Genomic DNA, 13142 nt, shown 5'->3' on the forward strand with positions numbered 1-13142 from the left:
CTTTTTTTTTCACTTATTTGTTCACATATTTGTACTATCGAAAAACCAGTAAGAAATTCCAATTTCTTCATTTTTGATAATGACCAATTAACTAAAAGAAATTCTAAAAACAATTATGAGTAATACTGCTGCAACCGTTTGGAATAATTGTCTTGCATTCATCGAGGACAATATTACCTCTCAAGCATATAAAACTTGGTTTGAACCCATTAAAGCAGTAAAACTTACAGATAGTGCACTTAGCATACAAGTTCCTAGTAAATTTTTCTATGAGTGGCTTGAAGAGCATTATGTTAAATTATTAAAGGTTGCCTTGACTAAAGAGCTTGGCGCTACTGCAAAATTAGTTTATGTTATTCGTATGGAAAATACCTACGGAAACAAACAACCATTTACTGAAAGAATTCCTAGTTCAAATAGAAGCAATACACAGGCATCACAAAATGTTGATGTTCCGCTTAAAAATAAGAGTCCAGAACTTAAAAATCCTTTTGTTATCCCTGGAATTCGAAATGTAAAAATCGAATCCCAATTAAACCCTAATTATAATTTTGATAGCTTCCTTGAAGGAGAGTCTAATCGTTTAGCCCGTTCTGCAGGTATTGCTGTTGCAAATAAACCTGGAGGAACATCTTTCAATCCACTATTAGTTTTTGGTGGTGTTGGTCTTGGAAAAACACATTTAGCTCATGCTATAGGTGTTGATATAAAAGACAAATACCCCGAGAAGACGGTGTTATATATTTCCGCAGAGAAATTTGTGCAACAATATAGTGAGTCTGTTCAAAAAAACAATCGTAACGATTTTATACATTTTTATCAAGTTATTGATGTGCTGATTGTTGATGATATACAATTACTCTCTGGCAAAGCTGGAACACAAGATGTATTTTTTCACATATTCAATCATTTACACCAAAATGGACGTCAAGTAATACTTACGAGTGATAAGGCACCTGTTGATATGATTGACATTGAGCAACGTTTGTTATCTCGTTTTAAATGGGGATTATCTGCTGAGTTAAATCATCCAGATTATGAAACCCGTGTCGCAATCATTAAAAATAAACTGTATAGAGACGGTGTTGAAATGCCAGATGATATTGTTGAGTTTTTAGCGAATAACATTAAAACAAATATTAGAGAACTCGAAGGAGCAATCATCTCCTTAATTGCACATTCATCTTTCAACAAGAAAGAAATCACTATTGAACTTGCGAAGAAAATTGTTGACAACTACGTAAAACATACTAAGCGCGAAGTATCTATTGACTATATTCAAAAAGTAGTTAGTGATTATTTTCAAATGGACGTAGAAACATTACAATCAAAAACACGTAAACGTCACATTGTACAAGCAAGACAACTAGCAATGTTTTTTGCAAAGAAATTTACAAAAGCATCATTAGCTTCAATTGGTTCTCAAATAGGACAGCGCGATCATGCAACCGTATTACATGCATGCAAAACAGTAGACAATTTATCAAGTACAGACAAACAGTTTAGAAAATATGTGGAAGACCTCCAAAAAAAGTTAACCATTTAAAAAATATTAAAAATCCTGCTTTCGAGTAGGATTTTTTTGTTTTACTTCGGAAATTTTAAAACCTGAACAATTGAAAACAAAAATACTAATGGTCTGCCTTGGCAATATCTGCCGCTCACCGCTTGCCGAAGGCATATTGAAAAGCATGATAGACCTAGAAAAATTTGAAGTAGCATCTGCTGGAACTGGTGGTTGGCACGTAGGCAGTCTTCCTGACCCCCGAAGTATTGCCGTTGCTAAAAAAAATGGAATTGACATTACAGACCAGAGAGGAAAGCAGTTTTCTGAATACGATTTTGAGATTTACGATCACATTTTTGTAATGGATAACACAAACTACCATGATGTTATAAAACTTGCCAACTCTCAAGAAGAAATTAACAAAGTTCAACGTATTCTTGATGAATTATTCCCCGGAGAGAATGTTGATGTTCCAGATCCCTACTATGGCGGAAACAATGGCTTTGATAATGTATTTAATATGCTTTATCAATCCTGTGAGAAAATTGTGAGTAGGCTTTCTTAGCTTGCTATTTTCTTTTTCATTACCTTGATTTTCAAATCTATTGTTATGAAAAAAACACTCTCTATCTTATTTATTTTCTTCACTATTATTTTTTCTAGCGCCCAAGAAATTGTTCTTGAACTTCTTAAAGATGATTTTAATAACTTAGTAAATATTCAACACGCAAATGACAACCGTATTTTTGTCGTTGAACAAGGTGGTAGCATAAAAATTTTAAATCCAGACGGCTCAGTAAATGCAACGCCATTTATTAACCTTACATCTCTTATTACCCCTGGAGGAGAGCAAGGGCTTTTAGGTTTGGCTTTTCACCCAGATTACGCAACAAACGGACACTTTTTTGTCAATTATGTAGATAGCAACGAAAACACTCAAATAACACGGTACACAGTAAGCGCTTCAAATCCTGATATAGCAAACTTAAATTCTGCTGTATCCATTATTTCTATTAATCAACCTTTTGTAAATCATAATGGAGGTGATATTAAGTTTGGGCCAGATGGCTTTTTATATATCGCAATGGGTGATGGAGGAAGTGGTGGCGACCCCAACAACAATGGACAAAACCAAAACAGCCTTCTTGGCAAACTATTAAGAATTGATGTAAACAACTCTTCGATAACAAACCCTTATAACATTCCACCCGACAATCCATTTGTGGGAGTAGCAAATTCACGCGACGAAATCTGGGCTTACGGATTGCGAAATCCATGGAAATTTAGTTTTGACAGTGAAACAAATGACCTGTGGATTGCAGATGTAGGACAGGGCGCAATTGAAGAAATAAATAAAATAACCCCTACTCAAGATACTGGAGGCCTTAATTATGGCTGGAGATGTTACGAAGGTAGCGCTCCTTACAACAACTCAAGCACTTGCCCCCCATCTACAGATTTAATATTCCCCATTGCCGAATATAACCACTCTGTTGGTCGCTCAATTACAGGAGGTTATGTTTACAGAGGTAATGATTATCCAGATTTAGAAGGCATTTATTTCTTCGCTGACTTTTCTTCAAGCATAATTGGAATTGTTAATCCATCAAACGATTTAACAATTTTAAATACCTATCCAGGAATGTGGTCAACTTTTTACGAAGGCTTTAATAAAGAGTTATACATTGCCAGTTATAGTGGCTCCATTTTTAAAATAGTTTCGACAGTAATTGCTGGAGTTGATGACAATATTTTAAATACTATACGCTTAACACCTAATCCTGCTATAACCAATGTCAATGTGAGTATAGATAACGATGTTGTTGATGAGATTAACATTTCAGACCTAAAAGGAACTGTTATTTTATCACAATCAGATATTAACACTTCTCAAAAAAATATTGATGTAACAACTTTTGCAAGCGGAATGTACTTAATGACTATTAAAACGCAAAGCGGAAATGTGGTAATAAAGAAATTGATTATACAATAATTTAATTATAGCGGTTAATTAATTATCTTACAAAAGACATACAATGTTGCTTGTTGATTACTCCATAATCAATTGGCAACATTATTTTTTTTACTATATTGAAATTCCCAATAGCTAACAATAAAACCATGAACATCAAAAAAGGAAATTTATATCTCATCCCTTGTACATTAGGAGACACACCACCACTAGAAGTACTTCCTTTATTAGTAAAAAAAGCCGTAGAACATATTGAATATTATATAGTTGAGCATGAAAAAAACGCACGCAGATTTATTAAAAGTATAGATTCGAAAAAAAATCAAGGCGGTTTAAAGATTGAAGAAATTAATAAATTTACTAACCCTGAAGACATTCCAACAATGCTTCAACCATGTTTAGAAGGTCATGATGTAGGCGTTATTAGCGATGCGGGTTGCCCAGGAATCGCAGACCCTGGAGCAGATGTTGTTTCACATGCTCATTTAAAAGGGATAAAAGTTGTTCCACTTGTTGGGCCATCCTCTATTTTAATGGCAATGATGGCAAGTGGATTTAATGGTCAAAATTTTGCGTTTAATGGTTACCTGCCAATTGACAAGGGAGAACGTAAAAATGAAATAAAAAAATTAGAAAAAAGAAGTCAACAGGAAAATCAATCTCAATTATTCATTGAAACTCCTTATCGCAATAATCAAATGCTCGAGAGCCTTCATAATACATTACAAGGAAATACAAGAATTTGTGTGGCTTGTGATATTACACTACCCACAGAATATATTAGAACAGCAACAGCAACAGAATGGAAAAGAATAAAGGTGGACCTTCATAAAAGACCCACCTTATTTATCATTCAGCAATAATTATAAATTTATATTACTGTAGCTTTTTGATTTGCTTTTACATGCGAGGTATCATATCCCGAAAACTTTTTAAGATAATAACCAATGGTTGTCCCAAAGGCATCTTCAAAATTGTAATCTCCTCCGCTGCGAAGATATTTTTTTACATTTCCAGCACCTGCAAGGTGTGCAGCAGCAAGGATACCAGACTCGGTTACTTTGACACCATTAATATACTTTCCTTTAAATCGTTTAATATCTCTACGTAAAATCCATTTATTACGTGATGTATGTGCAGTAAAAGCTCTTTCTTGCAATTTACTATCTTTGATAAACCCTGTTGGATTATCAATACCAATCATAGACAATGTAGCTTTAGCAAACTGATATTTTCCTAAGTATCCAAATTGATTAATAGTACTATAGTCACCTCTAGACTCCTTAAATCCAAGCGCCTCTTTAAAACCTACGTATGTTTTTCCAAGAAACAATGAAAATCCTGGAGCAATTACAGGAGAAGCAAATAGCTCTTGCTCTGCTTTATTAGGAACACTATACGTGTATGTATTATCTGCAATCTTATAATGTGACAAGTTCACAGTTCTCTTTGAACTAAAACTAGACATTATAAAAAATGTAGCTAGCATTATAGTTGTACTTAAAACAATGTTCTTTTTCATAAAAAAATTAATTGGCGAGAAAATTCTCACGCTATTTTTCAGCGCGCAAAGATACGACTATTTTTATAAATCTGACTTACAACACGTTAAAAATTTCACAACACAAATTCATGCTTTCTATTTCATTTTATCTAAATAAAATTAAGGAGAAATTAAATATAAAGCTAAAAACGAAAAACAGGTTATATACATAGTTATCAACAAATTAAAAATGTTGTAAAAATTTATGTTGAATTACAAAAAGAGAAATTTTAATATTTTTAAAGGAAAGATATTAATGAGTTTGAGAAAAAAATATTAGGACAAAACGGTTAACAGTCAAAATATAACGACAACTAGCATTTTTTTTAATACAAAAATAAAAATTAAACAAAAATAATTAAAATAAAATTTTAGCTTTTTTTGGAGTTATAAAAATTATAATTAATAGAATAACATCAATTTTATTAATGGAAAAAAGAGAAAATTGATGGATTTAAAATTTCAGAATAAAGAAAAGGACGTCAGAGTGAAGAAGTAAAAACAAAGCATAGATGTCCATGAATTATTTTCTTTTAGCTAATTTATCTATTAATTCCATTTTTATTTACCCACTCCACATATTGATTTTTGTTATTATTATGCTGGCGTAATGTAGAAGCAAATTTGTGATAGCCAAAATTAGTCACATCTGCTACAAAGTAGTAATAGTCGTGCTTTTCAAAATTGAGTACTCCATCTATAGAAGTAACATCTGGCATTGCTATTGGTCCAGGAGGAACTCCAGCATATTTATATGTATTGTATGGAGAGTCAATTTCTAAGTCTTTATAAAGCACACGCTTTATAACTTGATTGTAATTATTTTCGGTTTTCTTTTTGGCATAAATTACAGTAGGATCTGCTTGCAATGGCATCCCTTTTTTAATTCGGTTGATATATACGCCTGCAACGCGCGGACGCTCATCTACTTTTGCTGTTTCCTTTTGTACAATTGCTGCTAGTGCCATAACTTGGTCTCTCGTTAAACCGAGTTGTTTAGCTTTTGCGTTACGATTTGATGTCCAGAATGCATTGTACTCCGCTAACATTTTGTCTCTAAAGCTTTCCGGAGACGTATTCCAATAAACCTCATAAGTATTAGGTATAAACATACCAAGTGCTGTGTCTCCATTAAAGCCAGATTTCTTTAAAAAAACCGAATCGCTAAGCGCTTTGTATAATGAAATACTATCTGCCTCTAATTGATTAGATAAATGACCAGCAAGGTCTTCTAATCGCTCCTGATTATTAAATTTCACTAAAACGGGAATATTCCCTGTACGAATGGAATTAATTATCTCATTATTATTGCTCCCTTTTTTAACGATGTAGTGTCCTGCTTTAATATTATTAGAGTATCCTTTTCTATTAGCAACAGTTTCAAAAGTACCCATATCTTTAAGGAGTGGTTCTAATTCTTGTTTAACATCATTAAAATTTGAACCTGTTTCAATGTAAACGTGTGCTTCTTCATTATTAAATGCTGTATTAGGCACAAAAATATTTGAGTACACATAATATGAAAATCCGGCCATAGCAACAAGACCAATTAATGCAACTGCAAGAAGTATTTTTTTAAAGTACATAGTTCACTCTTAATTATTATAATGTATTAAATAATTGATAGATAGACTCACTCTTAAATCCATCTTTCGTTTTTATCCAGTCTATTTTTGTTCCTGATTTTTTAAACCCAATATTTTCAAATAATTTAATACTTGCTTTATTATCATTAGTAATATTTGCAAAAATTTGATGAGCTTCCAGTTTTTCAAAAGCATATTCGCAAACTAATTTTAAACTTTCCATAGCATAGCCTTTACCTCTATTTGAAGCTTTATAAATAATAACCCCTACTCCTACTCTATGATGCAATGGCTCAAAATCAAATAAGTCAATAAAACCAAGTGAGTTATTTTCTTTGTCTGTAATTACAAGTCGCAATTGCTGTGCTTCAAAAATATCTTGTCTCGCATTTAAAATGTATTCTTTTAAAACATCAATACCATAAGGTGTAACAGTGTTACTTAATTCCCAAAGCGACACGTCATTTTCAACTAGCTCTAAAAATGCTAAATCATTTTGCTCTAGTAATCTCAAATTTATATGTGCTCCTTCAATTAACATTTTAAATTGTAATCGTTCCTTTAAAAACTTGGGTCGCAGGGCCGGTTAGCATTACGTTATTATACCCATTTTCCGTAGGATTAAAAGAAACCTTTAAAAGTCCACCAGGTGTTTTTAATGTTACTTCCTTTGCTGTTGTTTTTCCCGTTGCAAACATTGCGAGTGCTACTGCTGTAACGCCAGTACCACATGACAATGTTTCATCTTCGACACCCCTTTCGTACGTACGCACTTTAAAAACATCATTACGTTCCTGTTCCACAAAGTTTACATTAGAACCTTCATTTCCGTATATTGAATTTCTAATTTTTTTTCCTTCTGAAAAGACACCAAAATTATCAATATCAGTAACCATTTGAACATGATGTGGCGAACCGGTATTTAGAAAACTGAAATTTTGGTTGTTAGAAATTTCAGTAACATTAGCCATTTGTAGCGATACCTCTCCGTTTAAAATTTCAGCAGTATGTAAACCATCAATAGCTTCAAATTTTGTTTTTCCATTAATAAGACCTAAGAAGGCTGCAAAATGTACAATACATCTCCCTCCGTTACCACACATACTACTTTCATTACCATCTGCATTGTAATATACCATATTGAAATCTAACGCGTTATGGTTTTCCAAGAGGATGAGACCGTCTGCCCCTATACCATATTTTCTATCGCATAGTCTTGCGACTAATTTGGTATCGTTTTTGAAGAATACATTTTGACGATTATCTATAATCACAAAATCGTTTCCCGTTCCTTGGTATTTATAAAATGTAAGTTCCACAATGGCAAATATAATAAAAGCCATTTCTGCGAGCGACATGACTAAGTAGTTAAATGGACGTTAAAAACGTAATAATTTAGAAATAAATCCGTCTTAATAATAGTTAATATATAGTAATTAAAAACTTGAACGTATGAAACAGACCATGAAATTATTTGCGGTAGCACTCATTGCAGGAGGAGCAACTCTTGGAGGCTACAAATTACTAGAGAAAGATGCAACAGTACGGTTAGCTACTTCTCAAACTGAATCACCTATTAATTATACACCTACAAATTTTTCGTCAACTACTCCAACAACGACGATTGATTTTACAGTTGCTGCAGAAGCAACCGTAAACTCTGTGGTGCATGTTATAAATAAAACTGTAAGTAGGCAGCCTACAAATATGCAGGAATTTCTTCGTGGTGGTGGACAACCACGAGAAATGATAGGTAGCGGTAGTGGTGTTATCATAACACCAGATGGTTATATCATTACTAATAACCATGTTATTGATGGAGCTTCACAAATTGAAATTACACTTAATAATAATTCAACATATCCAGCTGAGTTAATTGGTACCGACCCTAAAACAGATATTGCACTTGTAAAAATTGACACAGGAACTGAGTTGCCTTTTATCACATTTAGCGATAGCGATACTGTAAAAGTTGGAGAATGGGTTCTTGCTGTAGGAAATCCATTTAGATTAACCTCGACAGTGACCGCTGGAATTGTAAGTGCAAAAGCAAGAGATTTAGATGAGCTTGATGGAAATGCGCAATCCTTTATACAAACAGATGCTGCTGTAAATCGTGGAAACAGCGGTGGAGCTTTAGTAAACACAAGAGGAGAATTAATAGGTATTAACACTGCAATAACTTCTGAAACTGGTTCTTATGTGGGGTATTCTTTCGCGGTACCTTCTAATATTGCTCGTAAAGTAACAGAGGACATTATGGAATTTGGAAATGTACAACGTGCAATTCTTGGAATTTCAGGAGGAAATCTAGATACGGCAAGAGCAGAATATTATGGCGTAAATGACACTGAAGGTGTTTATGTAGGTAGTGTTGAATCTGGAAGCGGTGCAGATAGAGGCGGAATTAAAAAAGGAGATGTTATTAAAAAGCTTGATGGCTTAGCAGTAGCAAAATTTTCTGACTTAACGGGATATTTAGGAGCAAAAAGACCTAATGACATTGTCGATGTTACTATTGTTAGAGATGGAAATGAAAAAACTATACCAGTTACTCTAATTAAACTAGAAACACTTGAAATTCCAGATGTAGGTGTTGAAGTTAGAAAAGCAAATATGGCCGATTTACAAAAATACGGGTTAAAACATGGTGTTGAAATCACCAGAGCATTGACAGAAGATGTGGCGAGATACAAAATGGAAGGTAATATTATTACACAGATTGATGACTATAACATTAAAGATATAGATGATGTTAAAAAAGTACTTAGCAATCGTAAAAGAACTGATCCTTTAAAATTAACATTTGTCAATAAAAAAGGAGAGACACACTCTTTTATATTTAGATAATAAAAAGAAAATCTTTTTAACTGATAGAGAGTCCACAAGCTAAATTTGTGGACTCTTTTTTGTTTTATTTAATCTTCAAATACCGTTAAAATTGACTATTTTTGCGCAAAATTTAAACAATCATTTTCGCAATTGCGGAAATTTAAAACAACACAACTATGAGTTTTGATGACGTTTATGAGAAAGAACTGTCTTTTCAAACAGATCGCCGTAAGGCAACAGTAGCTTTTATCAATATTATAAGTGATTTATGGTATGATAAATCTATCGAATTAGTTTTATTTAGAAATCAACTTATTGACCGCAACGTAAGTGAAATTTTAAACCTTCACGAATACGCAGGAGAATTTGTTCAAAAACCTATTTCTGTTTTTGACTCCGTTGAAATTGCGCAAGCCATTAAAACGCTTAATCTTCCACCTGCCAAGTTAGATATTGGGAAGTTAACATATGAATATCACCTAGAAGACAATCAATATACAGATGCGCTGTCTTTTGTTTCAGAGAAATTAAAAGGCGCTAAGGACACTACTGCAATTGCACCTAAGGATGTTGTGCTTTATGGTTTTGGACGTATAGGTCGTTTATTAGCTCGTGAGTTAATGACAAGAACTGGACAAGGTAGCCAGATGAGACTTCGTGCTATTGTAACTAGAGGCGCTATCGATAAAACGGTTCTAGAAAAAAGAGCTTCTTTATTACAATATGATTCTGTTCACGGAGATTTCCCCGGTACTGTTCGTATTGATGTTGAAAACAAAGCTTTGATTATTAATGGAACAACGGTACATATCATCTCTGCTAATGCACCAGAAGATATTGATTATACTCAGTATGGCATTAATGATGCATTAATTATTGATAACACGGGTGCTTTTAGAGATAAAGAAGCTTTACAACGCCACTTAGTACCTAAAGGCGCTTCAAAGGTATTACTAACTGCTCCAGGAAAAGGTATTCCTAATATTGTTCACGGTGTAAATCATTTAGAAAACAATCCAGATGAAATGGATATTTTTTCTGCTGCATCATGTACAACAAATGCTATTACACCTGTTTTAAAAGCAATTGAAGATAGTTTTGGTGTAGTTCAAGGACATTTAGAAACAATCCATGCATACACAAATGATCAGAATCTTGTTGATAATATGCATAAAAAATACCGTCGTGGACGTGCTGCTGCACTAAACATGGTTATCACAGAAACTGGTGCTGGAAGCGCTGTATCAAAAGCATTGCCATCATTTGAAGGTAAGTTAACATCAAATGCAATTCGTGTACCTGTACCTAATGGCTCTCTAGCAATTCTTAAATTGGAATTAGAGAGAGAAACCTCAGTAGATGCACTAAACGCTACAATGAAAAAATATGCACTTGAAGGAAATCTGGTAGAACAAATACAATATTCATTAAACAACGAGCTTGTTTCTAGTGATATCGTAGGATCATCTGCACCATCAATTTTTGACAGTAACGCAACCATCGTTGCTAAAGACGGCAAAAACTGTGTAGTATATGTATGGTATGACAATGAATATGGTTATAGCCACCAAGTTATTAGACTTGCAAAGCACATTGCAAAAGTAAGACGTTATACATACTATTAGTAGTATAACTTCTTCGGAAATTTTAAAACACCGCAATCTTAGTCATTCGATTAAAATTGCGGTGTTTTACATTATATTAAATTTTATCAAGAAAAGAAACTTCCGCTTAATTATCTTATTATAAAATGTGATGATAATATTTTAAATTGTCTAGGTTTATTCACATATCGCAAACCTTTATTTTATGACTTCATTAACTGATAATCAATAGTAAATCATTGAAATTTGTCAGCTATGGCAGATAATAAAACCCCAAAGAAAAAGAGGAAAGCTTATAAAAAAAAACGTTATACGTTTCCCATAATCTTACTTATTCTCTTAATTGCAGCAAGAATATACTTACCTTTTTGGGTAAAAGACCACATAAATAAAGTATTAGCAGATATTCCTGGCTATTACGGTCAAGTGGACAATGTAACCATTTCACTATACAGGGGTGCTTATGGCGTTAATGGCATGTATTTAAACAAGGTAGATGCAGGCACACAAGTCCCATTTTTAAATTTTCCTAAAACAGACATTTCGGTAGAATGGAAATCTCTTCTTGAAGGTGCCATTGTTGCCGAAATTATAATGGATAGTCCAGAAATTATTTATGTCGCAGAAGATCAAGCGACAACGGCACAAGGCGGAGATGCAGATGTGGACGATTGGACAAAAGCCTTGACAGATATTGTTCCATTAGAAATTAACCACTTTGAAATTAATAATGGTAAAATAGCATATGTAGGATTAATGGCTGATCCTAACATTGATTTAGCCGTTGAAAAACTTAACTTAACAGCAGATAATCTACGTAATGTTGTTGAAAAAGAACGAATATTACCATCCCCTATCAAAGCTACCGGAGTTTCTTTTGGTGGTGGAAATGTAAAGCTTGAAGGAAAAATGAATTTAATAAAAGAGATTCCAGATATGGATTTATCCTTCTCTCTTGAAGAGGCTGACGCAACAGCATTAAATGATTTAACAAGTTATTTCGCAGGCATAGATTTTGAAACTGGAACGTTTGAGTTATTTAGTGAAGTAGCTATCGCAGATGGTTATTTAAAAGGTTATATAAAGCCATTGCTAAGAAAAACTACATTTATTGGTAAAGAAGATGGATTCTTAGAAACTTTATGGGAAGGTTTTGTAGGATTCTTTAAATTTATTTTAAAGAATAAAGGTAATAATACATTTGCTACTCAAGTTCCCATTGAAGGTGATTTAAATAATGTTGAGGCTGGAATTTGGCCAACTGTTGGAAACATATTTAAAAATGGTTGGATAAGTGCTTTTAAAGGTGAGACAGATGACTCAGTAGAATATAGTGATGCATTTCAAGACGCTAAAGAAAAAGCAGAAGACCCTAACAGCTCAGCTAAAGAAAAACGTAAAGCAGAGCGTGAAATGAAGAGAGAAGAAAAAAAGGCAGAAAAAGAAAATGATACCACAGATGGTTTCTTTAAACGCCTTTTTGACGGAGCAGAAGAAGAGTCAAATGATGATGGCAATTAAAAAAATTAAAATTTCTTCGGAAATACTAAAACCACAACTTCTTTCTTTTTATTGAAGTTGTGGTTTTTCATTTTATTTTTAAAATAGTTTTATAACCAATCCAATCTACTTCATTATGAAGATTGTTAAAGCCACTCTAGATAACTTAGTAGTACTAGCTCCACTATTTAATGGATACAGAATATTTTATAAACAAGATTCAAATTTGGATGGCGCTAAAAAATTTTTAAAACAACGCTTCAACAAGATAATTCTTTTATTTTTCTAGCAATTTCAGAAGATGGAGAAGCAATGGGTTTTACGCAACTGTACCCAAGCTTTTCTTCGGTATCTATGCAACGTACATTTATATTGAATGATTTATTCGTCGCAGAAAATTTCAGAAAAAAAGGTGTTGCAGAAGCATTGTTAAGTCGTGCAAAAGAATTTACAATCTCTAATAATTCAAAAGGCCTCACTCTTGAAACAGCAATTGATAACCCTGCACAAAAATTATATGAGCGGATGGGATGGAAAAAAGATACAGCCGTATTTCATTACACTTGGGAGTCTTTAATTTAAAAACAAAATTCTATCA

12 protein-coding genes are annotated in these 13142 nt (G+C 33.2%); 8 read left to right on the forward strand and 4 right to left on the reverse strand.

Annotated elements, in window-relative coordinates; all coding sequences use genetic code 11:
• The first annotated feature begins 115 nt into the window (after nt 1-115).
• The 4 genes from dnaA to GB234_RS10880 all read left to right on the forward strand — a co-directional run bounded on the left by dnaA (nt 116) and on the right by GB234_RS10880 (nt 4342).
• Nucleotides 116-1546: a chromosomal replication initiator protein DnaA gene (gene dnaA, locus GB234_RS10865; RefSeq protein WP_151894594.1), complete on the forward strand. Its 1431-nt coding sequence runs from the start codon at nt 116-118 to the stop codon at nt 1544-1546.
• A 70-nt stretch (nt 1547-1616) separates the two neighbouring features.
• Nucleotides 1617-2072: a low molecular weight protein-tyrosine-phosphatase gene (locus GB234_RS10870; protein WP_151894595.1), complete on the forward strand. Its 456-nt coding sequence runs from the start codon at nt 1617-1619 to the stop codon at nt 2070-2072.
• Between the two features lie 45 nt (nt 2073-2117).
• On the forward strand, nt 2118-3500 hold the full coding sequence (locus GB234_RS10875) for a PQQ-dependent sugar dehydrogenase (protein WP_151894596.1): 1383 nt from the start codon (nt 2118-2120) through the stop codon (nt 3498-3500).
• A gap of 128 nt (nt 3501-3628) precedes the next feature.
• A complete protein-coding gene (locus tag GB234_RS10880; RefSeq protein ID WP_151894597.1) occupies nt 3629-4342 on the forward strand; it encodes an SAM-dependent methyltransferase in 714 nt (237 codons plus the stop codon).
• A gap of 8 nt (nt 4343-4350) precedes the next feature.
• On the opposite strand, the gene GB234_RS10885 is transcribed toward GB234_RS10880, so the two are convergent.
• The 4 genes from GB234_RS10885 to dapF all read right to left on the reverse strand — a co-directional run bounded on the left by GB234_RS10885 (nt 4351) and on the right by dapF (nt 7927).
• Complete coding sequence (locus GB234_RS10885) at nt 4351-5001, reverse strand: peptidoglycan-binding protein LysM (RefSeq protein ID WP_151894598.1); 651 nt, start codon at nt 4999-5001, stop codon at nt 4351-4353.
• Nucleotides 5002-5564: 563 nt separating this feature from the next.
• Nucleotides 5565-6608 carry an endolytic transglycosylase MltG gene (mltG, locus tag GB234_RS10890; protein ID WP_151894599.1) on the reverse strand — a complete coding sequence of 348 codons (1044 nt, stop codon included), beginning with the start codon at nt 6606-6608 and terminating at the stop codon, nt 5565-5567.
• A 16-nt stretch (nt 6609-6624) separates the two neighbouring features.
• Nucleotides 6625-7149, reverse strand: a complete 525-nt coding sequence (locus GB234_RS10895) for a GNAT family N-acetyltransferase (protein ID WP_151894600.1) — start codon at nt 7147-7149, stop codon at nt 6625-6627.
• A gap of 1 nt (nt 7150) precedes the next feature.
• Entirely contained in the window at nt 7151-7927 is a 777-nt protein-coding gene (dapF, locus tag GB234_RS10900) for a diaminopimelate epimerase (protein WP_151894790.1), read from the reverse strand.
• Nucleotides 7928-8060: 133 nt separating this feature from the next.
• Here dapF and GB234_RS10905 point away from each other — a divergent pair, with 133 nt between their 5' ends.
• The 4 genes from GB234_RS10905 (at nt 8061) to GB234_RS15325 (ending at nt 13126) form a co-directional block, all read left to right on the forward strand.
• The gene (locus tag GB234_RS10905) at nt 8061-9458 is read left to right on the forward strand and encodes a S1C family serine protease (RefSeq protein WP_151894601.1); all 1398 of its coding nucleotides are present in this window, start codon (nt 8061-8063) and stop codon (nt 9456-9458) included.
• A 158-nt stretch (nt 9459-9616) separates the two neighbouring features.
• Nucleotides 9617-11065: a glyceraldehyde-3-phosphate dehydrogenase gene (locus tag GB234_RS10910; RefSeq protein WP_151894602.1), complete on the forward strand. Its 1449-nt coding sequence runs from the start codon at nt 9617-9619 to the stop codon at nt 11063-11065.
• Nucleotides 11066-11299: 234 nt separating this feature from the next.
• Complete coding sequence (locus tag GB234_RS10915) at nt 11300-12565, forward strand: DUF748 domain-containing protein (protein ID WP_151894603.1); 1266 nt, start codon at nt 11300-11302, stop codon at nt 12563-12565.
• A 291-nt stretch (nt 12566-12856) separates the two neighbouring features.
• Nucleotides 12857-13126: a GNAT family N-acetyltransferase gene (locus GB234_RS15325; RefSeq protein ID WP_308645065.1), complete on the forward strand. Its 270-nt coding sequence runs from the start codon at nt 12857-12859 to the stop codon at nt 13124-13126.
• The last annotated feature ends 16 nt before the right edge of the window (nt 13127-13142 follow it).

The sequence above is a fragment of the Patiriisocius marinistellae genome, from assembly GCF_009014635.1.
GTDB lineage: Bacteria > Bacteroidota > Bacteroidia > Flavobacteriales > Flavobacteriaceae > Patiriisocius > Patiriisocius marinistellae.